Origin of the sequence: Rhodococcus sp. 14-2470-1b, from assembly GCF_002259415.1 — a bacterium.
GTDB lineage: Bacteria > Actinomycetota > Actinomycetes > Mycobacteriales > Mycobacteriaceae > Rhodococcoides.
Window position 1 is genome coordinate 97,358 of the sequence record NZ_NPFY01000019.1, and the last position, 24,618, is coordinate 121,975.

Annotated in this window: 27 protein-coding genes; 14 read left to right on the forward strand and 13 right to left on the reverse strand. The window is 63.4% G+C overall.

The features are described 5' to 3' along the window. The first annotated feature begins 7 nt into the window (after positions 1-7). Together CH293_RS14730 and CH293_RS14735 are read left to right on the forward strand one after the other, a co-directional pair. Positions 8-463 carry a nuclear transport factor 2 family protein gene (locus CH293_RS14730; RefSeq protein ID WP_094720638.1) on the forward strand — a complete coding sequence of 152 codons (456 nt, stop codon included), beginning with the start codon at positions 8-10 and terminating at the stop codon, positions 461-463. Further along, the gene (locus CH293_RS14735; RefSeq protein WP_094720639.1) at positions 460-963 is read left to right on the forward strand and encodes a pyridoxamine 5'-phosphate oxidase family protein; all 504 of its coding nucleotides are present in this window, start codon (positions 460-462) and stop codon (positions 961-963) included. The genes CH293_RS14730 and CH293_RS14735 overlap by 4 nt, the downstream gene beginning before the upstream one ends. Here CH293_RS14735 and CH293_RS14740 read toward each other — a convergent pair whose 3' ends face one another. From CH293_RS14740 to CH293_RS14750, 3 genes are all read right to left on the reverse strand, one after another. Then, positions 964-1,479 (reverse strand): nuclear transport factor 2 family protein, encoded by a 516-nt coding sequence (locus CH293_RS14740; protein WP_094720767.1) that lies wholly within the window; start codon positions 1,477-1,479, stop codon positions 964-966. It lies immediately after the preceding gene. A 72-nt stretch (positions 1,480-1,551) separates the two neighbouring features. Continuing rightward, complete coding sequence (locus CH293_RS14745) at positions 1,552-1,965, reverse strand: nuclear transport factor 2 family protein (protein WP_094627780.1); 414 nt, start codon at positions 1,963-1,965, stop codon at positions 1,552-1,554. Positions 1,966-1,974: 9 nt separating this feature from the next. Next, positions 1,975-3,096 (reverse strand): NDMA-dependent alcohol dehydrogenase, encoded by a 1,122-nt coding sequence (locus CH293_RS14750; RefSeq protein ID WP_094720640.1) that lies wholly within the window; start codon positions 3,094-3,096, stop codon positions 1,975-1,977. Between the two features lie 153 nt (positions 3,097-3,249). Here CH293_RS14750 and CH293_RS14755 point away from each other — a divergent pair, with 153 nt between their 5' ends. After that, a complete protein-coding gene (locus CH293_RS14755; protein WP_094720641.1) occupies positions 3,250-3,663 on the forward strand; it encodes a thioesterase family protein in 414 nt (137 codons plus the stop codon). Continuing rightward, complete coding sequence (locus CH293_RS14760; RefSeq protein ID WP_255122863.1) at positions 3,660-4,928, forward strand: MFS transporter; 1,269 nt, start codon at positions 3,660-3,662, stop codon at positions 4,926-4,928. The genes CH293_RS14755 and CH293_RS14760 overlap by 4 nt, the downstream gene beginning before the upstream one ends. On the opposite strand, the gene CH293_RS14765 is transcribed toward CH293_RS14760, so the two are convergent. Further along, the gene (locus CH293_RS14765; protein ID WP_094720642.1) at positions 4,881-5,441 is read right to left on the reverse strand and encodes a nuclear transport factor 2 family protein; all 561 of its coding nucleotides are present in this window, start codon (positions 5,439-5,441) and stop codon (positions 4,881-4,883) included. The genes CH293_RS14760 and CH293_RS14765 overlap by 48 nt on opposite strands. Before the next feature lie 108 nt (positions 5,442-5,549). Between CH293_RS14765 and CH293_RS14770 the strand changes: the two genes are divergently transcribed. Then, positions 5,550-6,704 carry an ABC transporter substrate-binding protein gene (locus CH293_RS14770; protein WP_176460014.1) on the forward strand — a complete coding sequence of 385 codons (1,155 nt, stop codon included), beginning with the start codon at positions 5,550-5,552 and terminating at the stop codon, positions 6,702-6,704. A 3-nt stretch (positions 6,705-6,707) separates the two neighbouring features. Here CH293_RS14770 and CH293_RS14775 read toward each other — a convergent pair whose 3' ends face one another. Next, positions 6,708-7,472: an enoyl-CoA hydratase/isomerase family protein gene (locus CH293_RS14775; protein WP_094720644.1), complete on the reverse strand. Its 765-nt coding sequence runs from the start codon at positions 7,470-7,472 to the stop codon at positions 6,708-6,710. Between the two features lie 166 nt (positions 7,473-7,638). On the opposite strand from CH293_RS14775, the gene CH293_RS14780 reads away from it, so the two are divergent. After that, positions 7,639-8,376, forward strand: a complete 738-nt coding sequence (locus CH293_RS14780) for a FadR/GntR family transcriptional regulator (RefSeq protein ID WP_094627775.1) — start codon at positions 7,639-7,641, stop codon at positions 8,374-8,376. 68 nt (positions 8,377-8,444) lie between these two features. Here CH293_RS14780 and CH293_RS14785 read toward each other — a convergent pair whose 3' ends face one another. After that, positions 8,445-8,636: a ferredoxin gene (locus CH293_RS14785; RefSeq protein WP_094627774.1), complete on the reverse strand. Its 192-nt coding sequence runs from the start codon at positions 8,634-8,636 to the stop codon at positions 8,445-8,447. Positions 8,637-8,798: 162 nt separating this feature from the next. On the opposite strand from CH293_RS14785, the gene CH293_RS14790 reads away from it, so the two are divergent. Genes CH293_RS14790 through CH293_RS14800 form a run of 3 tightly spaced genes read left to right on the forward strand, consistent with a single transcriptional unit; the run spans position 8,799 to position 12,720 of the window. Next, a complete protein-coding gene (locus CH293_RS14790; protein ID WP_094627773.1) occupies positions 8,799-10,076 on the forward strand; it encodes a cytochrome P450 in 1,278 nt (425 codons plus the stop codon). Then, positions 10,076-11,230, forward strand: a complete 1,155-nt coding sequence (locus CH293_RS14795; RefSeq protein WP_176460015.1) for an NAD(P)/FAD-dependent oxidoreductase — start codon at positions 10,076-10,078, stop codon at positions 11,228-11,230. Before CH293_RS14790 ends, CH293_RS14795 begins: the two co-directional genes overlap by 1 nt. A gap of 32 nt (positions 11,231-11,262) precedes the next feature. Continuing rightward, positions 11,263-12,720 (forward strand): aldehyde dehydrogenase, encoded by a 1,458-nt coding sequence (locus CH293_RS14800; protein WP_094720645.1) that lies wholly within the window; start codon positions 11,263-11,265, stop codon positions 12,718-12,720. A 54-nt stretch (positions 12,721-12,774) separates the two neighbouring features. On the opposite strand, the gene CH293_RS14805 is transcribed toward CH293_RS14800, so the two are convergent. Genes CH293_RS14805 through CH293_RS14815 form a run of 3 tightly spaced genes read right to left on the reverse strand, consistent with a single transcriptional unit; the run spans position 12,775 to position 15,676 of the window. Further along, positions 12,775-13,659, reverse strand: a complete 885-nt coding sequence (locus CH293_RS14805) for an SMP-30/gluconolactonase/LRE family protein (RefSeq protein ID WP_094720646.1) — start codon at positions 13,657-13,659, stop codon at positions 12,775-12,777. A 26-nt stretch (positions 13,660-13,685) separates the two neighbouring features. Next, positions 13,686-14,441: an SDR family NAD(P)-dependent oxidoreductase gene (locus tag CH293_RS14810; protein ID WP_094720647.1), complete on the reverse strand. Its 756-nt coding sequence runs from the start codon at positions 14,439-14,441 to the stop codon at positions 13,686-13,688. Continuing rightward, complete coding sequence (locus CH293_RS14815; RefSeq protein ID WP_094720648.1) at positions 14,438-15,676, reverse strand: cytochrome P450; 1,239 nt, start codon at positions 15,674-15,676, stop codon at positions 14,438-14,440. The genes CH293_RS14810 and CH293_RS14815 overlap by 4 nt, the downstream gene beginning before the upstream one ends. Positions 15,677-15,738: 62 nt before the next feature. Between CH293_RS14815 and CH293_RS14820 the strand changes: the two genes are divergently transcribed. Then, positions 15,739-17,340, forward strand: coding sequence for an NAD(P)/FAD-dependent oxidoreductase (locus tag CH293_RS14820; protein ID WP_255122864.1), 1,602 nt, complete (start codon positions 15,739-15,741; stop codon positions 17,338-17,340). Positions 17,341-17,401: 61 nt separating this feature from the next. Here the strand turns inward: CH293_RS14820 and CH293_RS14825 are convergent, their stop codons facing one another. Next, positions 17,402-18,799, reverse strand: coding sequence for an FAD-dependent oxidoreductase (locus CH293_RS14825; RefSeq protein WP_094720649.1), 1,398 nt, complete (start codon positions 18,797-18,799; stop codon positions 17,402-17,404). Between the two features lie 385 nt (positions 18,800-19,184). Here CH293_RS14825 and CH293_RS14830 point away from each other — a divergent pair, with 385 nt between their 5' ends. Genes CH293_RS14830 through CH293_RS14845 form a run of 4 tightly spaced genes read left to right on the forward strand, consistent with a single transcriptional unit; the run spans position 19,185 to position 22,269 of the window. Then, the gene (locus tag CH293_RS14830; RefSeq protein ID WP_019663192.1) at positions 19,185-20,051 is read left to right on the forward strand and encodes a TauD/TfdA family dioxygenase; all 867 of its coding nucleotides are present in this window, start codon (positions 19,185-19,187) and stop codon (positions 20,049-20,051) included. A gap of 29 nt (positions 20,052-20,080) precedes the next feature. Further along, positions 20,081-20,608, forward strand: a complete 528-nt coding sequence (locus CH293_RS14835) for a hypothetical protein (protein WP_019663193.1) — start codon at positions 20,081-20,083, stop codon at positions 20,606-20,608. Between the two features lie 12 nt (positions 20,609-20,620). After that, complete coding sequence (locus CH293_RS14840) at positions 20,621-21,034, forward strand: rhodanese-like domain-containing protein (protein ID WP_019663194.1); 414 nt, start codon at positions 20,621-20,623, stop codon at positions 21,032-21,034. A gap of 11 nt (positions 21,035-21,045) precedes the next feature. After that, positions 21,046-22,269, forward strand: coding sequence for an O-succinylhomoserine sulfhydrylase (locus tag CH293_RS14845; protein WP_026347444.1), 1,224 nt, complete (start codon positions 21,046-21,048; stop codon positions 22,267-22,269). Positions 22,270-22,271: 2 nt separating this feature from the next. Here the strand turns inward: CH293_RS14845 and CH293_RS14850 are convergent, their stop codons facing one another. The 3 genes from CH293_RS14850 to CH293_RS14860 are packed head-to-tail and all read right to left on the reverse strand — an operon-like array spanning position 22,272 to position 24,508. Next, the gene (locus tag CH293_RS14850) at positions 22,272-23,363 is read right to left on the reverse strand and encodes an isochorismate synthase MenF (RefSeq protein ID WP_094720650.1); all 1,092 of its coding nucleotides are present in this window, start codon (positions 23,361-23,363) and stop codon (positions 22,272-22,274) included. Next, a complete protein-coding gene (locus CH293_RS14855) occupies positions 23,363-24,160 on the reverse strand; it encodes an HAD-IIA family hydrolase (protein ID WP_019663197.1) in 798 nt (265 codons plus the stop codon). The genes CH293_RS14850 and CH293_RS14855 overlap by 1 nt, the downstream gene beginning before the upstream one ends. A gap of 48 nt (positions 24,161-24,208) precedes the next feature. Beyond that, the gene (locus tag CH293_RS14860) at positions 24,209-24,508 is read right to left on the reverse strand and encodes a WhiB family transcriptional regulator (RefSeq protein ID WP_026347446.1); all 300 of its coding nucleotides are present in this window, start codon (positions 24,506-24,508) and stop codon (positions 24,209-24,211) included. Between the last annotated feature and the right edge of the window lie 110 nt (positions 24,509-24,618).

Consider the following 24,618-nt stretch of genomic DNA (forward strand, 5'->3'; position numbering starts at 1 on the left):
GACCATCATGACAACAACTCTCGTCGACCAGGACCTCGCCTACCGCGCGCAGACGACGTTGACGGCTTATGCCTGGGCAGCCGACTCCGGTGATCTCGACAGGTTGCGTGATCTCGCGCTCGAGGACATAGCCGTCACACAGACGACCCAGGAGAAGCACGGGATAGAGAACTTTCTCGACATCTACCGTGCGTTCGCGGCGTCCGAGACCGAGGTGTCGCGTCACGTTGTCACCAACACACTGGTGACGCCCGAGGGCGACGGTGTTCGCATCGATGCCTACTTCGAGGCGACATTGTTCAACCCCGGCGGCACTTCCCGGATCTTCGGTCGCTACTCCGACTCATTGGTAGAGGTCGACGGTGATCTCAAGATCAAGCACAAGAGAATCTTCGTCGACCGAGTCATGGCTCTGCCGACTGCGACCGCAGCGTTCGTGCCGTACGGATCCTCCGACTCGTGAGCCGGGTGGGAATCGACGACAACGAGAACCTCTCGTCGGTGCGCGCATCGATGGAAGGGCGCTCGGAGTTGATCGCGACCCAGACCGAGTGCACCTTCGCGTTCACCACCGAAGCAGGCTGGCCCGCGGGCGTCGTCATGAGTTACCTGTTCACGAGAGACAGGTTCTGGTTGACGGCGGCCGCCGGCCGGGCGCACGTTCGCGCCGCGGTGCGCGATCCCCGCGTGAGCTTGGTGATCTCCAATGCCGGCACGTCGTTGCCGGGCCGCCGGATGGTCTCGATTAGAGGTAAGGCCACTGTGCACGACGAGACCTCGGTGAAAACGTGGTTCTATCCGGAGTTTTCGCGGCATCTCGCACCAGGGGATCCCGACGCCTTCGCGCGACTACTGGACAGCCCGGAACGCGTCGTTCTCGAAGTCGAGCCGGTTCGCATCGCCGTCAGCCATGATTCGACGAAGATGCCCGGTGACGGACGTGGTGGTCGGATCAGCGCTTGATCAGGCGCGGTAGGTGCTCCAGGTGGGCGCGGACTCGGGATAATCCGCTTCGGCATATCGAGTCTGCGGCCACCTGATCCGCTTGCCCGTGCGGAAGCTTGCGCTCATGGCTTCGAACGGTACCGCGTACATGAAGGTGACCTCGCGGTGCTGGAACCGCCACTCACCGTCGAAGGCGTACAGGTCCGAGTAGCGAAACGCCGTTAGCATCAGCGTGTCTCGGACGGCGAGTTCGGCATGCCCGGTCATCCGGCCCGTTGCGGTGGTTGCGCTTTCGACGGTGATCAGGTGGATCTCCGGGGTGTGCAGCATGGTGGTGTAGCGATCCATGCTGCCGACGTAGAACTCTCGGAGCTCGTCTTGGCCACGCAGAGTACTGCCGGCCACCGCGAACGTGGCTTCGGGCGTGTACATCCCGAGGACCGCGTCGATGTCGTGGTCGTCCACCGCCATCGAGTAGGCGCCTGCCAGGTCGCGGATCGCGTCCTTGGCGATCAGTACGTCGAGTCGGTCCATGAGTCTCCTTCCCACGCCCGTCAGCGGCGTGTGCACGTAGCTCACGCACACACGCCGCTGATCGAGAAGCTGTCAGGCCTCGAACCCCTCCATCTGGGGCGGGGTGAGAGGCGAGATGACGCGGGAAGCGATTTTCCACCCGTCGTCGGTGCGGACGTACGTGTCTTCGTTCAGCGCAATGGCTTTGAACGCCGCGCCACCGTTGGTGTGGCCCTCGGAGAACACGTAATTGGTGCCGTGCGCGGTGGTGTCGGAATCGAAGTGCACGATGTGATTGGTGATGATGTGGAACTGATCCTTCACCTGCTCGGCATCACGCTCGAAGAAGTCGAGGATCGCCTCGTGACCCTCGTACTTCGCCAGGCCCACCGGCGTCGCATCCCACACGGCGTCGACGGCGAACGCACTCAGAGCCAGTTTGGGATCGAACTTGTCCAATCCCAACGCGTAGGTATGTGTTGCGGAAATGATCTCACTGACACTCATTCGAGCCTCCTACTCGTCGTACATGATGACGCCGCGGATGTTCTTGCCGTCGCGCATGTCCTGGATGGCCTCGTTGATCTGTTCGAGCTTGTAGGTCTTGGTGACCAGCTCGTCGAGCATGAATTCGCCGCGGCGGTACATGTCGGCGATCAACGGGATGTCGCGGCGGGCCGTCGTGGTTCCGTACAACGTGCCTTGCAGGCGCTTTCCGGACATCGCGAAGGTGAACAAATCGAATGGCACGTCGCGCTGGGTGACCGGGGCCGCAGAGGTGAGCACTAGGGTGCCGCCGCGTCGCGTCATTTCCTGTGCTGGGTTGAGGAGGTGACCGTAGGCGATGTCGACAGTGATGAGCACCTTGTCTGCACCCTGGCCGTTGGAGAGCGTATCGACGAGTTCCTTGGCCTGATCGAGGTTTTCGACGGTATGCGTTGCGCCGAAGAGCTTCGCCTGATCGCGCTTGTACTCGACGGGATCGACGGCGACGATGTTCTTCGCGCCCTTGTGGCGGGCGCCCTGGACTGCGTTCATGCCGACGCCGCCGGTACCGATGACGACGACGGTTTCACCCAGGGCGACCTCGGCCGCATACACGGAGGATCCCCAGCCGGTCGGCACACCGCAACCGATGAGGGCGGCCTTGTCGAGGGGAATGTCCTTGCCGATCTTCACGCAGGAGTCGATGTTGGCGACGACGTACGGCGAGAAGGTTCCGAGGAACGAGAAGGGGCCGACGCCCTGGCCACGAGCATGTACGCGATGGGTGCCGTCGGGTGCGAAACCAGCGAGCACGCCTGCGCCCATCTCGCACATGTTCGAGCGGCCGATGGTGCACATCTGACAATGCCCACACGAGGGAAGGAACGACAGCACGACGTGGTCGCCGACCTCGAAGCCGGTGACGTCGGGACCGAGCTCCTCGATGACGCCTGCACCCTCGTGACCACCGATGATGGGTGCCCAGTCGAGCGGGATGTCGCCGGTGTCGACGTGGTCGTCGCTGTGGCAGATTCCCGACGCCGCGAGCTTGATGCGCACTTCACGGCTCTTGGGTGGATCGATCTCGATTTCTTCGACACTCCAGCCCGAGCGCGTGCCGGGTTCCCAGATCAAGGCTCCGATGGTTTTCACTTCATGCTCCTTCGACGCGACCGAACGGTGCTGTCCACGTGAGACGTTGGATTGATGCGCACCCGTATATGTGACTCCTGTCACCATAACCATGATAATGATTAGTGTAAAGGGTGGGATGTTAGAAAGTGAGTACAGAAAGAGGTGCCGCAGATGGTCGACCATCCGACTAGCCAGACCTTCACGCTTGCCTACGGAGACTGCGATGCCATCGGTATCTCGTACTTCGCGATGAACTATCCCTGGATGGAACGCACCTACAGCGTGTGGCTGCATTCCTACGGTTTGGACAGTCACACGATGATGGACGCCATCGGGGTCGGTACCGTCGGATTCGGTTCCGAGTGCACCTATCTCACGTCATGCCGCGTGTTCGACGAGATCGATTGCGGCATGGAACTCGATCACCTCGGGACCACCTCCTACATCGTCGGGTTCCCGTTCACGCGCGCCGGCGAGCGCGTTGCCTACGGCAAGATCAAGTACGCCGTGCGAGGGCCCGACGGGCTCAAAGCCCCGATTCCCGACACTCTGCGCGACGCGCTTTCCGCCCTCGAACGTCCGTGACGGCGCACACCGAGTCCGCTGTTCGGGTTGTCGCCCGTCGGCGTCGAATGTTGGGCGCCGCCACCGCAGCAACGTTTGCCGCACTCGTCGTCGGATCGAACGTGCCCGGGCCGCTGCTTCCGATGTATGCAGACCGGATGGCACTCTCGACGTTCACGGTGTCTGCGCTGTTCGCAACCTATCTCGTGGCATTGGTCGTGACGTTCACCGTGATGGCACGCACGCATCTCACTCGCTATGCGTGGCTGCTGTTGCCGGGGTCCGTGGCCGGCGGGATCGTCGCCGATGTCGCACTGATGATGGGCGGCGATTCCGTCGTCGCACTCTTCGTCGGCAGGTATCTGACCGGCACATGTGTCGGGGTGGCCACGGGTGCGGCTGCGACCATCGCCGTGGCGGCGCGCGGCGAAAAGGGGCGGACCATCGCAGCTTCGGGCGCCATTTTCGGGTCGTTCGTCGGCCTCATCCTCGGAGCCGTCGTAGCCGAGTACCTTCCGGGACCGACCACTACTGTGTACCTGATTCACATGGGCTTGCTCGTGACCGTCGTGGCGGTTCTCGTGATCGCTCTCTACCGCTCACGGGAAATCCTGCGCGCTGCGCTGGTCGAACCGGTGGTTGTCGGCGCTGAAGTGAGCACCACCGAGCGCGACGCCCGTGCTCGCGCCGCGGGTTACGGTATCGGACTCGCGGGGTGGGCCATCGGCGGAATCGCCGTCGGGATTCTCCCGACGGCTGTCCGTGAGCAGACCGGTAGCTCGTCGCTGATCGTCGGCGCCCTCGCGCCGGTGGTGCTTCTGTCGATCGCGTGGCTCTCGCCCTTCGTCTTCACCGCTCTGCGGACGGCGCTGCGGCCGATCCAGTCGTTGATTCTCATCGCTGCCGGAGCCATCCTGTGCGCGGCGGGGGTTCTCGCGTCGAACTTGATGCTCGTTCTGGCCGGTTGCGTGTGCTGGGGGCTCGGGCAAGGGTTCGCCTACGCATGCGGGCTCCGGATCCTGACGCGCGGCGCATCTGCCGTCGAGCAGGGGCGTATCGCCTCACGATTCGCCTCGTTCAGTTACGGGCTGACTGCCGTGCTCGCGCTGGTCACCGGTGCAGTGTCGACCGCATGGGGGAGCGCGGCGGGGATGGCAACGGCAGGAGTGGTTTTCGTGGTGCTGTGCTCTGTAGTTGCACTACTCGGTCACGGCCGGTGGGAAGTATCGGCCGAACCGCTAGGACCAGAACTGCTCCAGCCAGGAAGCATCACCCGCGTGCAGTGACTCGGGCCAGTCCGCAGGTCGCCGATCTCCGTAGGCTCGCATGCTGTTCGGGTCACCGAGGCCGGCTGCGTACTCACTCGTGGGTAGGTAGTACATGTAGGACATCAATCGATCCTGGATCCTCCAGGTGCCGTCGACGCGTCGATAGACGTCTCGATATCGCAGTGCCGTCACCATCGGGACGCCGTTGCGCACCAACTCCGCATGCCCGACGGCTATCCCGATGGCGCGGTCGGGGTCACTGCCGTCGAACCGGATGACGTGACCGTGCGTGACGTGGTTCGTCGGTCCGAGCGCGTCGAATCTGCCCTGAAAGACGTCGACGATGGCGTCGATGCCCGACGCCGAGAACACGCCGTCGGCGGACCGCATGGTCGCATCGGCGGTGAACAGGGCTCTGATCCCCGTGGTGTTCCGTTCGTCCATGGCGAGGCAGTAGAGAATAGGGAGTTCGCCGATGGCAGTGCGTGATTCGATTCGCTCGAGGCGTGTTTCGACGTCGGAGGTGGGCATCTCGCGGATCTTCTTCCGATTCCGGTATTTCCTGGACAGGACGCCAGGGGCGGCCCATCATGAACTGCATCAGTATATGCGCATGATTACCAGGAAATGAGTGCAACGATGAAAAGGTTTGCTGTCCCGGCGTTGGCTGCCGCCGCGGTACTCGGCATCGCCGGATGTAGCGGCGGAAGCGGAGGAGGAAGCACCGCCTCGGGAAAAATGCCGTCGGAAATCACGCTCTTCTCCGTCACGGACAAGACCGGAACGTTGTCCTATGCCGGATCCAACCAACTCAAGGGAATCGAGCTGGCGATCGATGAGATCAACGGCGAGAAGTACCTGGGCGAGTCGACGGTGAAGTTGGAGAGCCGCGACACCGCAGGCGAGGCGCAGACCGCCGCGAGCCAGGTCACTGAAGCGACCGTCAACCCCGAAGTCGCCGCGATCCTCGGCACAGTCACCAGCGCGCAGTCCATCGCCGTCGCGCCTCTTGCGCAAGCGGCCAAGGTGCCCATCGTGTTCACCCAGTCCGGCAGCGAAGGCACACTCGTCGGCGAATACACCTACCGTGCAACCGCTCCCATGGCGACCTATTACGACCAGGCCGGTGAGTACCTTCAGCAAGAGGGCGTGAAGACCCTCGGCGTTCTGTACAACAGCGCCAACCCGACCTTGACGCAGCTGTCGCAAACGACCATCCCGGAGATGGCCGACCAATTCGGGTACACCGTGGCATCCACGTCGTCGGTGCAGAACACCACCCAGGATTTCACCGCGCCTATCGCGAAGATCCTCGCCGACAACCCGGACGGGATCGCGATCATGATGAACGGTGCCCAGAACGCGACGGCTGTATCGCAGTTGCGTCAAGCCGGGTACGACGGAACCCTCGTCACCCACACCGGTTCCGGTGCAGGCAATCTCACGCCCGCGGGTCCGGCAGGCGCAGGCATGACCTGGCCCACCGACTTCACCTACCACGGCACCGATCCTGCGACGCAGGAGTTCGTCGCGGCCTACCGCGCCAAGTACAACGGCGAGAACCCGAACAATTACGCAGCCGAGGGATACGACGCTGCGTGGATGATCGCCCACGCCATCGAGAAGTCCGGTGGCGCGTCGCGCGAGGACATCCAGAACGGTCTCCAGCAGGTCGTGGCCGAGGGCTTCACCGGCGCCGAAGGTGACGTCACCTTCGAAGGCAACGACATGCGAGTCAAAGGCGCGGTCGTGCAATGGAACGGCACCGAAGAAGTCCTCCTGTCCGAAAAGTAGCCCTTACTGCGGGTCCGGGAAGACGGCCTTCCTCTTCTGGAGGAAGGCCGTCGCACCCTCGATCATGTCGGGGCTGCCTACCGCCTGGTTGAGCATGCCGAGTCCCGTCGAGAACGAGTCGCGTGCTGCGTTCCACCACACGTTGGAACTGATTTTCGTGATCTCGAGGTAGCGGGGGCTCAACGCAGAAATCTCGTCGCACCATCCCCGGACCGTCTCCTCCAGCTTGTCGTCGTCGACCACCTCGTTGATCAGACCCAGATCCAACGCCTGCTGTGCGGAATAGCGTCGGCAGAGCATCGCCATCTCCTTGGCGCGCTTCTCGCCGATCTGAACGCCCATCACGTTCGTGGCTCCAGTGACCGGGGAGCTTCCGACGCGCGGGCCGGTCTGGCCGAAGGTTGCCGAGCGGGCAGCAACAGCCAGGTCGCACGCAACGATCAGCTCGTTCCCACCGCCTGCGGCGGCGCCGTTGACGGCGGCGATCACCGGCCGTGGGCAGTTGCGGATGGAGTCGAACAGACGCAACGAGCCCCGGTACAGCCTGCGCATCTCCTTCGGCGTCGGCTCGCTGAGCTTGGCCAATGACCCGCCCGCGCAGAAGCTGCCTCCCGATCCGGTGATGACGACCGAGCGATAGCCGGAGGCGTCGTCGAGTGCGTCGGCAATCGCGGCCGACATCTCGGGGTCGAATGCATTGCGCCGCTCGGGCCTGTTGAGGCGGATCCAGAGCGTGGCCGGTGTACTTTCGATGATTACGTCAGGCATGAACGTTCCTGTTCGTCGGCGTGGGGGTTGAAGAAGTTGTAAAGCGGGGAACTGCGGTTTCGCGGTCGAAGACCAGCTCGGGCTTTATTGTTATAATCAATCGCCTTGATTTACGGGGCGTCCGCGGGCAGCGTTGTCGTCCGCGCGAAGCTGGGAGGACACACTCATGACCGTGACCAATCGCGCTCCCAAGGCGGCGATGGTAATCGCTCAACAGATCATCCGTGACACCTTGCGGCAAGGCCTTACGGTGGGCAACCTTCTTCCGCCCGAGAAGGCGATGCTCGAGAAGTATCAGATCGGTCGCGGAACGCTCCGTGAGGCGCTTCGCCTGCTCGAATTCCAAGGAGTCATCGCGCTCAAGCCGGGCCCCAAAGGCGGACCAGTTCTGCTCGACCCCGACGCCTCGCATCTGGCCAGCACTGTCATCCTGCTCATGCAGCTCAAGAACGCGCCTTTCAAGGCCATCGCGGAAGCGCGCGTAGCGATGGAGCCGATGATCAGCAGGTTGGCCGCCGAACGGATCTCCGACGAGTCTCTCGTTCAACTCAACGGCACCATCGAAGCGATGCGCGATTCCCTCGACGACCAGTACATCTTCCTCGAGGCCAACAAGCAGTTCCACGACATCATCGCGTGGTCGTCGGGTAACCCGCTGTTCGGTTATCTCGTCGACTCGCTGCTCGGCATCATGGACGGCACGATTATCGGCATCGACTACCCGGCGCCTCGTCGCGCCGCGATCCTGACAGCTCATCAATCGATCTACGACTCTCTGCTCGTACGGGACCCGGAACTGTCGCAGGACCGAATGGCTCAGCACATCAACGAGTACGTTCGCTACGCCGAGCGGAAGTTCCCGGGTGTGATGAGTTCTGTCATTCAGTGGGATCGGGCTCTGTAGGCGCTTCGCGCATGTGAGCGGAAATACATAGTCCGCTGTGTATTTCCGTTCACATGCGCCGTAGGCGCCTAACTGACGCTGATGGCCCGTTCCGGGCAACTGTCCGCGCCTGCCCTGGCCTCCCCGACGTGGTCGGGCGTCTGTCCTTCGGGCAGCACATAGGCATGTCCATCCTCGTCGCGCAGGGCAAAGACCTGCGGCGACGTCATCTGGCACAGTCCGTGCCCCTGGCACTGGAACTCGTCGACCGATACGTTCACGACTCCTCCTTCGAAGCGCTCTTTGTTTACAGCCATTCCAGTGACTTGAACTATAAGCTGGTCACTGTTGTGATGTTGACAACATCGTAATCTAGTATAACCATTATCAGAACAAGGCCCGAATGGTTGCGCCAGATTTCGCTCGCAGGAGGAAACACAGACATGACGGAAAGCGGCCGTTGCCCGGTCATCCACTTCGACCACAATTCGCAGGAGCACTCCGCGGATCCCGTCGGCTCCTACCGAAAGCTACGTAACGCCGAGAAGCGCGGTTGGTCCGAAGCACATGGCGGTTACTGGGTTCTGTCCGATTACGACGCCGTATTCGACGCTTCCCGCGACGACGACACGTTCTCCTCGGCGCGTAACGAGTACGGCGGCGAGGGCTTGTCGGTTGTCATCCCCAAGACGCCCATGCACTTTCACATCCCGATCGAGCTGGATCCCCCGGAGTTCCGCAAGTACCGCAAGATCGTCAACCCCATCACCTCGCCAGCTGCCGTCGAGAAGATGAAGGATCTGGTCGAGCACCACACCACCGCCTTCATCGACAGCGTCATCGAGGCGGGCGAATGCGATTTCACCTCGGTCATCGGCGTTCCGGCCATCGTCACCGTCGACTGGCTCGGCCTCGGCATCGAAGACTGGAAGACTTATGCCGCAGCCCATCACGAGGCACTCGCCGGGGTGCCGGGGACTCCGCACTACGAGCACGCGATGAAGGTCGACTTCCCGTATCTGTCCGCGAAGATGCGCTCGGTCATCGCCGACCGACGTGAGAACCCCGTCGACGATGTCATCAGCTACCTCGTGCAGCAGGAGGTAGACGGCCGCGTCCTCGACGATTTCGAGGTTTTCGCGATGGTCGAGTTGTTGGTCGCGGGCGGCACGGGGACGACGGCTTCACTGGTCAGCCAGACCCTCGTCTGGCTTGCCGACCACACCGACGTGAGGCAGCGGCTCATCGACGACCCGTCGCTCATGGACCACGCCGTCGAAGAATTCCTACGGTTCTTCTCGCCGACGCAGGCGCTCGCCCGGACGGTCACCGACGACGTCGAATTCAAGGGATGCCCGATGAAGAAGGGCGACCGTGTCCTTCTGTCGTGGGCGTCGGCGAACCGAGACGAAGAGCTGTTCGAGAACCCCGACGAGATCGACATCGATCGCTGGCCCAACCGCCACACCGCATTCGGAATCGGGGTGCACCGTTGCTCCGGTTCGCACCTGGGTCGTTTGATGGCCAAGACGCTGTTGACGCAGATCCTCGACCGCATGCCGGATTACACGATCGAGCGCGACAAGCTGGAGCGTTACCCGCACCAGGGCACAAACATGGGCTGGCAGCGGATCCCGGCCCACTTCACCCCGGGGAAGCGGGTGCTGGCCGAGGGCGAGGCTCTTGCCGCCGCCACCGCACCCGCAGCCCCGATGTACTGATGAGGGTCGTCATCGTCGGCGGTGGTCTCGCCGGAGCGCGGTCCTGTGAAACGTTGCGAGCACGCGGTTTCGAAGGGGAGATCGTGCTTCTTGCTGCCGAGAAGCACCTACCGTACGACCGGCCCCCGCTCACCAAGGCTGCGTTGAAGGGCGAGTTGAACACCCAGTTGCGCACCGACTACGACGCTTTGAGTATCGATGTCCGCACCGCCACTGCCGCAACAGGACTCGACACTTCGGCCAGGAAAGTCCACACGGCAGGCGGACCGGTCGAGTACGACGCGTTGATCATTGCGACGGGCGCCGCACCCATCCGGCTGCCGGGAACCGACCGTCAGTTGGCTGTGCGTACCGTCGACGATTCCTACGCGCTCCGCGAAAAGCTGGTTCCGGGAACGAAAGTCGTTCTCGTCGGCGCAAGTTGGATCGGCGCGGAGGTCGCGACGGCGGCTCTGGCTGCCGGCGCCGAGGTCACGTGTATCGAATTCGGTCCCGCGCCAATCGGAAACGCACTGGGTGAGGAGGTCGGCAAGCGGTTCGTCGACTGGTGGTCGGAGGTGGACCTGCGTCTCGGCGTCGGCGTTCGCGAAGTCACCGACACCGGCGTCTCGCTGACCACCGGTGAGGAGATCCCCGCCGATGTCGTCGTCGCAGGAGTCGGCGTCAGGCCTGACGTGGCGTGGTTGGAGGGATCGGGATTGGAAATCGAACGCGGGATTGTCGTCGACGAGAACCTGCGAACGTCTGATCCTCACGTGTTCGCAGTCGGTGACGTCGCGGTGCGCTGGTCTCCGCGCTCGAGCCAGCCTCTGCTCGTGGAACATTGGGACGACGCAAGAACCGGTCCGGACGCGATCGCCCAGACCCTGACTGGCGGCGAACCCGTAGCCCACGATCCTGTCCCGTACTTCTGGAGTGATCAATTCGGTCACAAGCTCCAGTACGTCGGCCACCACGCAGCCACCGACACCGTTGTCGTTCGTGACGGCGTGGACGGCAAGTGGGCTGTGGCGTGGATCGACGAAGCAGGCTTGCTCACAGCACATCTCAGTATCGACACGCCCAAGCTCATGATCGGCGCACGCGCCGCTATCGCAGCATGTTCTCGACCCGACGCGGCAGCACTACGCGATATCACCCAACCGCTCAGCTAAATCCGTTAGGCAACAACAGGAGTGATGTACCGATGACCGCTACAGTCCCCACCACACTCAAGAGTTACGACAAACTGTTCATCGGAGGAAAGTGGGTCGAGCCGTCCAGCGACGAAGTGATCGAAGTCGTCTCCCCGATCACCGAGGAATTGCTCGCGACCGTTCCCGAAGCGCAGCCAGCCGACATCGACAAAGCCGTCGCTGCCGCACGGAAGGCGTTCGACGAAGGCCCATGGCCGCGTCTCACCGCCGCCGAACGGTCGAAGTACCTCATCCGTATCCAAGAAGAGGTGGAGAAGCGATTCGACGCCATGGCGACAGCTTTCACCGCCGAGATCGGCGCACCGGCGGGCGCGAGCGTCGCATTCCACAACAACGCACTCAAGATGTGGGGCGACGCCTCCACCCTTCACGAACGATTCGAATTCGAAGAAGAGCGCAGCTGGCCCGAAGGCCACGGCAAGCTCGTCCGCGAGCCCATCGGCGTCGTCGCGACGATCATCCCGTGGAACGGCCCGGTCGCCACGGCCTCGCTGAAGATCGCGCCTGCACTCGCCGCCGGTTGCACGGTCGTGCTCAAGCCTGCACCCGAAGGCCCGGTCAGTACCATGCTGCTCGCCGAAGCACTCGAAGCAGCCGGTCTGCCCGAGGGCGTCATCTCCCTGCTGCCAGGTGGCCGTGAGACCGGTGAATATCTGGTGCGGCACAAAGACGTCGACAAGATTTCGTTCACCGGATCGACCATCGCCGGACGCAAGATCATGAGTATCTGCGGTGAGCGCATCGCACGGGTCACGCTGGAACTGGGCGGAAAATCTGCAGGCATCATCGCCGACGACATCGCCCTCGACAAGGTGTTCCCCGGCCTTGCGTTCGCAGGTATCGGCCACAGCGGTCAGGTCTGCGCGGCCATCACCCGCATCGTCGTCCCGCGTCACCGTCAGGACGAGGTGGTGGAGACCGTCAAGGCGATCTTCGAATCGGTGTCCGTGGGCGATCCACGTGAGGACGGCACCGTGATCGGACCGCTCGCCGCCGAGCGACAGCGCACCCGCGTACTCGACTACATCGAGGTCGGCAAGGCCGAGGGCGCCAGGCTCGTGACCGGTGGTGGACGCCCGGCCGGGTTGGACAAGGGCTGGTACGTCGAGCCGACGCTCTTCGCCGACGTCACCAACGACATGCGCATCGCACAAGAAGAAATCTTCGGTCCGGTCGTCGTGGTGATCCCGTTCGACGATGTCGAGGAGGCCATCGCCATCGCCAACGATTCCGATTACGGACTCTCCGGAGCCGTGTACGCCGAGGATACTGCGCTCGCGGAGAGCATCGCCCGACGCGTCCGCACGGGACAGATCTCGATCAACGGCTGGGACATGTGCGTCACGCAGCCTTTCGGTGGATACAAGCAGTCCGGCCTGGGGCGTGAAGGCAACGTCGAAGGCCTTAGTTCGTTCCTCGAGACCAAGCTGATTCAGTTCGCGAACTAGCTTTTCCCACGAAGAAGGGCCCCTCTTACGTAAGAGGGGCCCTTCTTCTTCGGGTTACGCCGGTATGTCGACCCTGACCGAGAGTAGGCTCGCGTCCCGGGTGTCCTGGCGTGCGTGCTCCGAGGACGACGGTGCAGCGCAGGCAAACAGGGTCCTGCCGTCCTGCCCGCCGAGCATGCAGGCGAACACACCTGTCGGGAAGACTTTCTCTTCGACGATCTCCCCGCCTTCGATGACACGGATCAATCTCTGATGCAGGGCATCTGCAACCCAGATTGCACCTTCGGAGTCGAGGCTGATGCCGTCCGGTGCGACCTGTGCTGCGCTCATCGCGTCCTTGACCGTGGTGCGGGGAACCTCGGGACCGAACGCCGCCCAGGTGCGACGGTTCGACAAGCCACCATCGTCGGCGATGTCGAATGCGGTCAATCGGTTGCCCATGGACTCGGCGACGACCAGGGTGCGGTCCTTCGTGATGACGGATCCGTTGGGGAACAGTAGATCTCCCGCTGCTATGTCGGCGTCTCCGTTGAGAGCTACATGGATGAGTACTGCGGATTCGACGTACGACCTGCTGCGAAACTCGAATCCGAACGTGCTGATGTAGGCATGCCCGCGTTCGTCGACGACCATGTCGTTCAACTTGCCGGTGGCAAGGTGGGACACGTCGGCGTGGGTGACGAGCGTGCCGTCGTTCTCGCGTCGAAGCACGAGCCCGTCGACCATGGAGACGATCAGCAGACGTCCGTCGGGCAGCCAACCGAGACCGGAGGGGCGATCGGTCAGATTCGCTTCGACGCGAACATCACCGTCGTCTCCGATCGAAAGTACCTCGTGGGCATAGAGATCCGAGATCCAGATCCGTCCGTCGTGCCAGCGCGGGCATTCCAGGAACGCTCTGTCGGTGACGACGGTGCTGATGTCGGTGGTGCTGGTCATTGTTCCAATCCTTTGCGTGTCGATCTCTATGGTGTCAAAAATCCGCCGTCGACGGCGATGGTTTGTCCGGTGACGAACGAGGCTGCGTCCGAGCACAGCCACAGTGAGGTTCGAGCCACCTCGTCCGCTGTGCCGAGTCGGCCCAACGGGGTACGAGTCTTGGTGTCGGACTCTGCCGTTTCTCCGCGGCGTGCGCGCGCCTGCCGCAGCATCGGTGTGTCGATCGGACCAGGGCAGACCGTGTTGACGCGGATGCCGGCAGAGGCGTACTCGAGTGCCGCGGTGTTGCTCAGGCCCACGACTGCGTGTTTGGTTGCGGTGTATCCCGGTGAACCTGCCAGCGCTCGAAGAGAACGAACCGAACCGATATTGACGACGGAACCACCGCGGTCGGCGTCGAGCATTGCTCTGATCTGGAATTTCATGCACAGCAGGACTGAAGTGAGATTGACCGTCAGCATCCGTGCGAACTCGGCCTCGTCGACATCGACGATACGCAGACGATCGGGAGCAATGGCTGCATTGTTGACGGCGAAGTCGAGCCGGCCGAAGCTGCTGATGGTGGCGTCGACCATATCGTGAATCTGCCCGGAGTCTGCGACGTCTACCTTGACGAACTCGGCTCGTGCACCAAGAAATTCGATCTCGTCAACCGTATTCTTCCCTGCAGTTTCATCGATGTCGGCGGCGACGACGTCTGCGCCCTCCCTCGCGAAGGCGAGGGCCGTGGCCTTGCCCATCCCTGCGCCTGCACCAGTGACCAGTGCGGTTCTACCCTTCACGCGGACATCGAGCGACGAACGCCTGGCGTGAACGTTGCAGGGAGCGAACGGAATCCCACGTTGACGCCCTGCCGGATGTAGCGCTGCATCTTGGACTCGTCGATGGCGAAGTCCGGCATGCGTTCGAGAATCTGGCCGATGAGTGAACACGCCATCGCCCGGCCCAGATGCGAACCGGCGCAACGATGTACCCCCAACCCGAAAGCCGTGTGCCGGTTGGGCCAGCGCTCGATGTCCAGTTCGTCGGGGTTCTCGAATCCGGCGGCCTCGTCGCGGTTTGCCGACGCCCAGGACAGAAGAACACGGTCGCCCTCACGCATCGGGCACCCCTTGAACTCGATGTCCTGGGTGACGGTGCGGGCAAGTGCCTGAGTGGGGGAGAAATACCGAAGAAACTCCTCGACCGCGTGGTCGAGCAGGGACGGATCGTCGATCAGCTTCTGCCGAGCGTCATGATGCTGATGCAGCCAGACGAGAGCCTGGCTCACCAGTGATGCGGTAGTCCCGACGCCGCCGGAGATGAGCAACTCGACGATGGAGAAGACCTCGTCGTCGGTGATCGGGCGGTCGTCGATGGACTGCTGAACGAGGAAGCTGATGGCGTCGTCGGTGGGGCTTTCGCGGCGTGCGGCGATGGTCTCGTGCATCTGTGCGGAGCACGCGGGAAGGTCCACCTCGACGGCCTGCTTGAACTCCGGGCTGTCCTGAGGAGATGCGAGAGTTGCTCGGTGCGCGGAGGAGTAGCGACGCCACTCGTCGGTGGGAATTCCCAGCCAGTCGATCGTGACGATCGACGGCACCCCGATGATGTCCGAGAAGTCGCACTCGCCTGCTTCGATCACCTCGTCGATGAACCAGGTCGTGTAGTGCGCGATCATGTCCGTCATCCGGCCGACGGCGGCGGGCGCGGTGATCAGGTTGACGATCTTGCGATACTTCCGGAACTCCGGTGGATCGAGCTCGATCGGGATGTGCTGATGCATAGGGGTCTTGGGGATGACCACCGACAGTCCGTCGCCACCGGAGGGGGTCCTGCGTGAAGTGAAGATGTCGTCGTTGCGGGCGGCCTCGAAGACTGCGTCGTATCCGGCGAGAACCCAGTAGCCTCCGTTGGCCTCACTCCATGCAATGTCGTGCTTGGACCGAAACTTGCTGTAAGAACCGATCGGGTCAGCGGAGTGCTCGGGCGAGTTGTGATCGAAATGGGCTACTGGGCAACGTGACTGGTCGGTCATGGTTGCTCCCTCCGCGCTTGTGACCGTTGACACAACCAGGCTACACCAATACCGTGCTAATCATGCGCACTAATACGAGATGTTCTCACGACGCGATCATCGTGGGCGCTGGCTTCTCCGGCCTCTACCTGCTGTGGAAGCTCAGAGGCCAAGGCCTGAACGTCCATCTCTTCGAGGCAGGCGACGACGTAGGAGGAACCTGGTTCTGGAACCGGTATCCAGGTGCGCGGTGCGACGTCGAGAGCGTCGACTACTCGTTCTCGTTCGACGACGAGTTGCAGCAGGAGTGGAAGTGGAAAGAGCGATATCCGGCGCAGCCCGAGATCTTCGAGTACCTACAGCACGTTGCAGATCGATTCGATCTCCGACGCGACATCTCGCTGACAACGCGAGTGCGGTCGGCGCGGTACGACGAGGACACGCGGACCTGGACGGTATACGCCGACGGAGCGGGGGTCACGACGCAGTTTCTGATCATGGCAACGGGGTGTCTGTCGGTTCCTCAGACGCCGAACATCCCTGGGCTGGAATGCTTTGCAGGCAGGACCTACCACACCGGAGACTGGCCCAAGGAGGGGGTCGATTTCAGCGGCAAGCGCGTAGCGGTGATCGGCACGGGGTCGTCGGGCATTCAGCTCATTCCGGAGGTCGCGATGGTCGCTGAACACCTGACCGTGCTGCAACGTACGGCGAGTTTCTCGGTGCCGGCGCTCAACGGGCCGCTCGACCCCGAGTTCGAGCGCGAGGTAAAGGCAAACTATCCCGAGCGTAGGCGTCGGGCGCGTGCGTCGTCGGCCGGTGTCGAGCGTGGAGACAACGAGCAGAACGCGCTGGATGTGCCCTACGAAGATCGGGTGAAAGAGTTCGACGGGCGATGGGGCAAAGGTGGATTCGCCCTCTTGGGTGCCTATCAGGACCTGATGCTCACCGACGAGGCGAACGACACCGTCGCCGATTATGTCCGGGACAAGATTCGCGCCACTGTCGAGGACCCTGATACTGCCGAATCGTTGATCCCGCGCGGTTACCCGCTGGGTGCCAAGCGAATCTGCGTCGACACGAACTACTTCGAAACCTACAACCGAGGCAATGTCACCTTGGTGGATCTACGGAAATCACCACTGGAATCGATCACTCCCGCGGGAGCGCGTACCGGAGATGCGGAGTACGAGTTCGACGTGCTCTGCCTCGCCACCGGATTCGACGCCATGACCGGTGCTCTCGATCGTATCGACATCACCGGCGTCGGCGGCGAGACGCTGAAGAACAAGTGGCAGCACGGACCGACCACCTACCTGGGCCTCGGTGTCGCAGGCTTCCCGAATCTGCTTCTCATTGCCGGATCGGGCAGCCCGTCCGTGCTGGCGAACATGGTCACCGCCATCGAGCAACACGTCGAATGGGCGGCGGAACTACTGGGTTACATGAGCTCTCACGGATACGACACCATCGAACCCGCCCAGGAAGCAGAGGACGGCTGGGTGGCGCACGTCAACGAGATGGCGTCGTACACGGTGTTTCCGAAGGCCGCCTCGTGGTACATGGGAGCCAACATTCCGGGGAAACCGCAGATCTTCATGCCCTATGTCGGCGGCTGCGTGGAGTACGAGAAGAAGTGCAACGAGGTCGCCGAGAAAGGCTACTCAGGGTTCGTCCTTCGTTGATGTGCCCGTGAGTGGTTCTACACAAGTGCTGTGCAGAACTACTCACGGGAACGCAACGTGCTCATTCCTTCGACGCGGCGACCATCTCTTCGCGTTCGACGACCTTGACGCGTTCGCGGCCTTCGGGTTCGCCGAGGGAGCGTTCGTGGGCGTCGAGGCGGTACCAGCCGTCCCAGGTGGTGAAGGGGACCTTCTTGTCTTCGAGGAACGTGGTGACCGCGTCGAGTTCGGGGTCGGTGGCGCCGGTGAAGCCGGGTGCGTCCTCGAGGAGGTTGGCGACGGTTTCGTTGGCGTCGCCCTTGGTGTGACCGATCAGGCCGACGGGTCCACGCTTGATCCAGCCGGTGACGTAGGTGGCCGGGACCGGGGTGGTCGAGGACGGGGATTGGCCGGGAGTGGAGTCTGCGGAATGACCCGGTGAGGCAAGTACGCGGCCTGCTTCGTTGGGGATGGTGCCGGCTTGGTCGTCGAAGGGGAGTTGGGCGATGTTCTGGGAGAGGTAGCCGACGGCGCGGTAGACCGCTTGGACGTCCCAGTCGTTGTAGGTGCCGGTGCCGCGGACGTTGCCGGTGCCGTCGAGTTCGGTGCGTTCGGTGCGTAGTCCGACGACTTTGCCGTTCTCGCCGAGGATTTCGGTGGGGGATTCGAAGAAGTGCAGGAACAGTTTGTGGGGGCGGTTGCCGACATCGCGGATGGCCCAGTCCTGCAGGGTGTTGGCGACCATGTCGACCTGCTTGGATCCGCGGCGGGCGGCTTCGGAGCCTTCGTCGTAGTCGATGTCCTCGGGGGCGACGATGACCTCGATGTTGGGGGAGTGGTCGAGTTCGCGGAGTTCGAGGGGGGTGAACTTGGCTTGCGCGGGTCCGCGGCGTCCGAAGACGTGGACTTCGAGGGCCTTGTTGGCTTTGAGGCCTTCGTAGACGTTGGCAGGGATTTCGGTGGGGAGGAGTTCGTCGCCGGTCTTGGCGAGGACGCGGGCGACGTCGAGGGCGACGTTGCCGACGCCGAGGACGGCGACTTTCTCGGCCTCGAGGGGCCAGGTGCGGGGGACGTCGGGGTGGCCGTCGTACCAGGAGACGAAGTCGGCGGCGCCGTAGCTGCCGTCGAGGTCGATGCCGGGGATGTTCAGTGCGCGGTCGGCGTTGGCGCCGGTGGAGAAGATGACGGCGTCGTAGAAGCGGCGCAGGTCGTCGAGGGTGATGTCGGTGCCGTAGTCGATGTTGCCGAGCAGGCGGACCTGGGGCTTGTCGAGGACCTTGTGCAGGGCGGTGATGATGCCTTTGATGCGGGGGTGGTCCGGTGCGACGCCGTAGCGGATGAGGCCGAAGGGTGCGGGCATGCGCTCGAACAGGTCGATACTGACATCTGTGTCGGACTTCATGAGTGCGTCGGCGGCGTAGATGCCTGCGGGTCCGGCGCCGACGATGGCGACGCGGAGTGGACGAGTCTGATCGGTCATGTGCAGCGAACTACCTTCGTCGAGGGCATGTACGGACACCCCAGCATAAATTAAGTGTTACCTGATCTGGGCTGGTGGTCGTCACTCAAGGCTACGTCGCACTCCGGGCACACTCCAAGGCATCCGGACTTGAGCTATTTCCCGGTTTCAGGTAGGAATTGCATCATGCAGACGACATTCCTGGTCCGGCGAATCGCCCTGGACCTTTGTCGTACCTGCACCACCATGTGTTGTCGGTGACCTCTCCCGCGCACCGGGCCCTCTGAGCGCCCTTCGCTTCTTTCGCCACACATCCAGTACGGCTGCACCGACCACGGTCTCGGCGCGGACGGGCCATGCGGCTCGCCGTCGAAACGTCCGCGGCCATCATGAATCGAGGACAGACATGACCACTGTGGAAACCACGGTTTCACTCACGCTCGACAAGTTCGGCCCGAGTTTCGGTGCCGAGGTGATCGGGCTCGATGTGGCGTCGGCGTCCGATGCGCACATTCGAGCGGTGCGCGACGCACTGGTCGAGCACAAGGTTCTGGTACTGCGCGGGCAGTCCCTCGACGATGCGGGGCAGATCGATTTCGGTCGACGGCTCGGCGAGCTGACGGCGGGGCATCCGGTGCACGACAGTGGTCATGTCGCTGCCGAGGTCTATGCCCTCGACAGTCAGGACAACGGGTTCGCGGACATCTGGCACACGGACGTGACGTTCATGGAGCGTCCGCCGATGGGGTCGATTCTGCGGCCCGTCGTCCTCCCTCCGCACGGGGGTGACACCAACTGGGCGGACAGTCAGCTCGCCTACGAGTCGTTGGCTGCGCCGGTGCGGCAGATGATCGACCAGCTGACCGCGGTGCACGACGGTAACCGCGAGTTCGGCTACTACCTCGCGCAGAAGCGAGGAGGCAAGGGCAACGTCTGGGACGGCAAAGAGGTGACTGCGCTGGTACCCGTCGAGCATCCGGTTGTTCGGGTGCACCCGGAGACCGGTCGCAAGGGCATTTTCGTCAACCCTGGTTTCACGTCGCACATCGTCGGTGTCTCCGAGGCGGAGAGTCGGGGCATCCTCGACTTCCTGTACGCGCATCTGACCAAGCCGGAGCACGTGGTGCGTCACCGCTGGCGTCTCGGTGACCTGGTGCTGTGGGACAACCGGAGCACCTCGCACTACGCCAACCGTGATTACGGCACCGAGCACCGCAAGATGCACCGCATCACCCTGCGCGGCGACATTCCAGTCGGACCCCAGCAGCACTAGAGGTTTGCCGGGCGGGGAAGATTGTCGCCATGGCGTCGTGGCGTGAACGTAGGCAACAGTGGGTCGACAGTCGTGAGGAAGCGCAGAACAACGCGTCTGCAGCAGCTGCCGCGTCGGGTGAACGCCGCCCGCCGAACGCGTGGCCGTTTCTGATCGCCGTCGGCATCGTCGTCGTGCTGCTCGCCGGAATCTTTCTCGCGGCTCGGTTCGCTCCCGCCGAGGACAACGTCACTCAGGCTCAGTTGCTCACCGACAGCATCACCGAGTTCGTCGACGCCCAGAACGAGGGCGACGCCGACGCTCTGCGCGCCGTCACCTGTGACGAGCAGGTGAGCAGCCTCGTCACCGGGTCCGATCAGGACTACACCGACGCTCGGGTTGCCGATGTGGAGGAGAACGGCAAACTTGTGGTCGACGGGGCTCCCAGTGAGTACGAGATCAACGGTGACCGCGGGGTCGTCACGGTGCCGACGAAGTTCGAGAAGACCGGGGCTACGTCGAGCGAGGTGTGGAAGTTCGTCCGCGTCGACGACAAATGGCTGGTGTGCAACGTATGAAAGGCTTGATCCGTGACTTACGCAGGTGACATAACCCCGGAGGCGGCCTGGGAGCTGCTTCGTGACAACCCCGAGGCAGTTCTGGTCGACGTCCGCACGCACGCCGAGTGGCAGTACGTCGGCGTCCCGGACACGTCGTCGATCGAGCGGCCCACTCACCTGATCGAGTGGGTGAGCTACCCGAACGGCGCGCGGAACGAGAATTTCGTCGATCAGCTGAAGGAAGCCGGTGTCGACGGCGAACGCCCGGTGGTGTTCCTGTGCCGCTCCGGTCAGCGTTCCATCGGTGCGGCGGAGGCCGCGACGGCCGCGGGTATCGGCCCGTCCTACAACGTGCTCGACGGTTTCGAGGGTGCAACCGACGCCGACGGTCACCGCGGCGTCGTCGGGTGGCGTGCAGTGGGACTTCCGTGGAGGCAGCAGTGAGCGAGCAGAGGATTCCGGGCCTGCCCAAGGGCGGAGGCTTCGACAAGAAGCTGCCTGACGGTGTGGGGCAGGGAACGCTGGGTGTTCGCGGCGGGTTGATGAGGTCCGGGTTCGACGAGAATGCGGAAGCGTTGTATCTGTCGTCGGGCTTCGTCTACGAGAGCGCAGGTGCGGCCGAGCAGGCGTTCACCGGGGAGATCGATCATTTCGTCTACTCGCGGTACGGCAATCCGACGGTCAAGATGTTCGAGGAGCGACTGCGGTTGATCGAGGGCGCCGAGGCGTGCTTCGGTACCTCCAGCGGTATGTCGGCGGTGTTCACGGCCCTCGGTGCGCTGTTGAAGGCGGGTGACCGTCTGGTGGCTGCGCGCAGCTTGTTCGGTTCGTGCTTCGTGGTGTGCAACGAGATCCTCCCGCGGTGGGGCGTCGAGACCGTGTTCGTCGACGGTGAAGACAACGCGCAGTGGGAAGAGGCGCTGTCGGTACCGACGACTGCGGTGTTCTTCGAGACGCCGTCGAACCCGATGCAGTCGCTGGTGGACGTCAGGCGTGTGTCCGAGCTTGCTCACGCGGCGGGCGCAACGGTGGTGTTGGACAACGTGTTCGCGACGCCGTTGCTGCAGAAGAGCTTGGAACTGGGTGCGGATGTGGTGGTGTATTCCGGCACCAAGCACATCGACGGCCAGGGACGTGTCCTCGGTGGTGCGATTCTCGGTAGCAAGGAGTACATCGAGGGCCCGGTGCAGACGTTGATGCGTCATACCGGCCCTGCGCTGAGCCCGTTCAACGCGTGGACGCTGCTCAAGGGTCTCGAGACCATGCCGGTTCGGGTGCGTCATTCGACGCAGTCGGCGCTCGAGATCGCGACGTTCCTCGAATCCCATCCTGCGGTGTCGTGGGTGAAATACCCGTTCCTGGAGTCACATCCGCAGCACGAGCTGGCGAAGAGTCAGATGACGGGCGGCGGAACCGTCGTCACGTTCGAGCTCGCTGCTCCGGAGGGCGAAGGCAAGAAGCGTGCGTTCGAGTTGCTCGACGCTCTGCGTGTCGTCGACATCTCCAACAACCTCGGCGACTCGAAGACTCTCATCACGCACCCTGCGACCACGACGCATCGCGCCATGGGGCCGGAAGGCCGTGCTGCAGTGGGTCTTTCCGACGGGGTCGTTCGTATCTCGATCGGCCTGGAGGACACCGAGGATCTCATCGCGGACCTGAAGCAGGCGCTCGGCTGAGCTCAGACGCCGAAGGCGGCCAGTACCGTTCGGAACTTGGCTGTCGTTTCGGCGAGTTCGGCGTCGGGGTCGGATTGGGCGACGATCCCGCCGCCGGCGGTGGCGAGGGCCGAGCGGCCGTCGGCGGCGAGTTCGAGGCCTCGGATGGCCACCATCCATTCACCGTCACCCACGGCGTCGGCCCATCCGACTGCGCCTGCGTAGAAGCCCCGTGGTCCTTCGATCCGCTTGATCGCGTCCATCGCCGCCCGGCGCGGTACGCCCGCGACGGCAGGTGTGGGATGCAGGGCGATCGCCAGATCGAGCGAGGTCGTCGCCGCGTCGCGCAGAGTCCCGGTGATGGGTGTGCTGAGGTGCCACAGTTGCGGGGTGCTGCTGAGCTGCGGTTCCGGCGGGATGTCGAGGTCGCTGCACAGCGGTTCCAGTGCGGACCTGATCTCGTCGACGACGAATCGGTGTTCGGCTTGGTCCTTGGCGCTGGCTGCGAGGCGAGCGGCGATGGCGGCGTCCTCGTCGGGGATGTCGCTGCGCGCCGCGGTTCCGGCGAATGGATGGCATGTCACGGCGCGGCCGTGGCGCCGAATCAACAGCTCCGGGCTCGACCCGACGAGGTACGAGCCCGCATGCTCTGCCCCCGCTGCGGAGAGGTCGACGGCATAGCCGTTTCCCAGGACGTCCTTCTCGACGAGGGTGCCGAGCAGGGCCATGGGGTCGATCGGGGAGTCGGCAAACAATCGGAGCGATCGCGCCAGCACCACTTTCTGCACCGACCCGTCGCGCATGCTGTTCACCAGTGCGCGCACGCGCGCGACGTGTTCCTCCGCAGAAGGGATCTGTTCTCCGACGCGGACCCGGGGCAGCGCACTCGTGAACGCTCGCCAGGGACCGTCGGTTCGACGCAGTGATGTCGGGTGTGTCAGGGCCACCGGGTCGGCGTCGTCGAACGGCAGGGCACCGACGACGGGCGTTCCACTGCGGACGGCTGCGACGGCGTCGTCCGTCGACGCGTACGCGTTCTCCACTCCGTCTGCTTCGACGTTGTAGGTGCTGCGTGACAGAACGAAGGTCGGTGTACCGGTGGGCGAGGGCGCCATCAGAACGGCGACTGGGTCCGGCCGACGAGATCGGCGACCGAGTTGATCACCTTCGTCGGGCGGAACGGGTAGTTCTCGACGGACGTCTTCGTGGAGATTCCGGTGAGTACCAGGATGGTCTGCAGGCCTGCTTCGAGTCCGGAGAGAACGTCGGTGTCCATGCGGTCACCGATCATCAGCGTGCTTTCGGAGTGACCGCCGATGGCGCGCAGCGCCGAGCGCATCATCAGCGCGTTCGGCTTCCCGACGTAGTACGGCTCTTTGCCGGTTGCCTTGGTGATGAGGGCTGCGACGGACCCCGTCGCGGGCAGGGAGCCTTCTCGCGACGGCCCGGTGGCGTCGGGATTGGTGGCGATGAACCGAGCGCCCTTCTCGACGAGGCGAATGGCGGTGGTGATGGCCTCGAACGAGTAGGTGCGGGTCTCACCGAGCACGACGTAGTCCGGATTGGAGTCGGTGAGCACGTATCCGATGTCGTGCAGCGCCGTCGTCAGACCTGATTCGCCGACGACGTATGCGCTGCCTCGGGGACGTTGGTTCCCCAGGAAGTTGGCCGTCGCCAGTGCCGACGTCCAGATGGACTTCTCGGGGATGTTAAGGCCGGTGCGTTCGAGCCTCGCGCGCAGGTCGCGGGGTGTGCGGATCGAGTTGTTGGTGAGCACGATGAACGGAATCTCGTTCGCCTGCAGCTCCGCGACGAACGCGTCGGCGCCGGGTATGAGGTGATCCTCGTGGACGAGCACACCGTCCATGTCCATCAGGTAGGTCCAACGCTGGGGCTCGTCCTTGTCGCTCACCCCTACAGTCTTCCACTCGCGACGTTTTCCACTCGCGGGAAGTGCGATCTAGCCGGCTTTCTTCAGTGCCGTGCGCCGCAGGGCCCGTTCGCGGGCGGTCATTCCACCCCACACTCCGAACGGCTCGTTGGTCGCGAGGGCGAACTGACGGCACTGAACGATGACCGGGCATTGTTCGCACAACACCTTCGCCCTGTTCTCGCGCTGGCGCCGTGCGGTCCTGCCTTCGCCCGACGGGGAGAAGAACACATCGGAGATCGGATCGGGGCCTGCGGAGTCTTCGGTGGTGCCGTGCCCACGGCAAACCGCGTCCAACTGCCACTGCCATGCTGTTGTCGTTGGGGCCATGAACCGATGATGGCGTTCCTGCAGACCACGGAGAAGGTTTCGAATCATCGAGCGTCTAATGATGGAGTGAACATCTGGTGACCGCGTAGGGCAACGGTGTTCAGTGGTGA

Excerpts from the sequence above, each read along its gene's own strand:
- CH293_RS14730 (WP_094720638.1), top strand. The coding sequence starts at position 8 with ATGACAACAACTCTCGTCGACCAGGACCTCGCCTACCGCGCGCAGACG.
- CH293_RS14740 (WP_094720767.1), bottom strand. The coding sequence starts at position 1,479 with ATGGACCGACTCGACGTACTGATCGCCAAGGACGCGATCCGCGACCTG.
- CH293_RS14745 (WP_094627780.1), bottom strand. The coding sequence starts at position 1,965 with ATGAGTGTCAGTGAGATCATTTCCGCAACACATACCTACGCGTTGGGA.
- CH293_RS14755 (WP_094720641.1), top strand. The coding sequence starts at position 3,250 with ATGGTCGACCATCCGACTAGCCAGACCTTCACGCTTGCCTACGGAGAC.
- CH293_RS14765 (WP_094720642.1), bottom strand. The coding sequence starts at position 5,441 with ATGCCCACCTCCGACGTCGAAACACGCCTCGAGCGAATCGAATCACGC.
- CH293_RS14770 (WP_176460014.1), top strand. The coding sequence starts at position 5,550 with ATGAAAAGGTTTGCTGTCCCGGCGTTGGCTGCCGCCGCGGTACTCGGC.
- CH293_RS14775 (WP_094720644.1), bottom strand. The coding sequence starts at position 7,472 with ATGCCTGACGTAATCATCGAAAGTACACCGGCCACGCTCTGGATCCGC.
- CH293_RS14780 (WP_094627775.1), top strand. The coding sequence starts at position 7,639 with ATGACCGTGACCAATCGCGCTCCCAAGGCGGCGATGGTAATCGCTCAA.
- CH293_RS14790 (WP_094627773.1), top strand. The coding sequence starts at position 8,799 with ATGACGGAAAGCGGCCGTTGCCCGGTCATCCACTTCGACCACAATTCG.
- CH293_RS14795 (WP_176460015.1), top strand. The coding sequence starts at position 10,076 with ATGAGGGTCGTCATCGTCGGCGGTGGTCTCGCCGGAGCGCGGTCCTGT.
- CH293_RS14800 (WP_094720645.1), top strand. The coding sequence starts at position 11,263 with ATGACCGCTACAGTCCCCACCACACTCAAGAGTTACGACAAACTGTTC.
- CH293_RS14805 (WP_094720646.1), bottom strand. The coding sequence starts at position 13,659 with ATGACCAGCACCACCGACATCAGCACCGTCGTCACCGACAGAGCGTTC.
- CH293_RS14815 (WP_094720648.1), bottom strand. The coding sequence starts at position 15,676 with ATGACCGACCAGTCACGTTGCCCAGTAGCCCATTTCGATCACAACTCG.
- CH293_RS14820 (WP_255122864.1), top strand. The coding sequence starts at position 15,739 with ATGCGCACTAATACGAGATGTTCTCACGACGCGATCATCGTGGGCGCT.
- CH293_RS14825 (WP_094720649.1), bottom strand. The coding sequence starts at position 18,799 with ATGACCGATCAGACTCGTCCACTCCGCGTCGCCATCGTCGGCGCCGGA.
- CH293_RS14830 (WP_019663192.1), top strand. The coding sequence starts at position 19,185 with ATGACCACTGTGGAAACCACGGTTTCACTCACGCTCGACAAGTTCGGC.
- CH293_RS14835 (WP_019663193.1), top strand. The coding sequence starts at position 20,081 with ATGGCGTCGTGGCGTGAACGTAGGCAACAGTGGGTCGACAGTCGTGAG.
- CH293_RS14850 (WP_094720650.1), bottom strand. The coding sequence starts at position 23,363 with ATGGCGCCCTCGCCCACCGGTACACCGACCTTCGTTCTGTCACGCAGC.
- CH293_RS14860 (WP_026347446.1), bottom strand. The coding sequence starts at position 24,508 with ATGGCCCCAACGACAACAGCATGGCAGTGGCAGTTGGACGCGGTTTGC.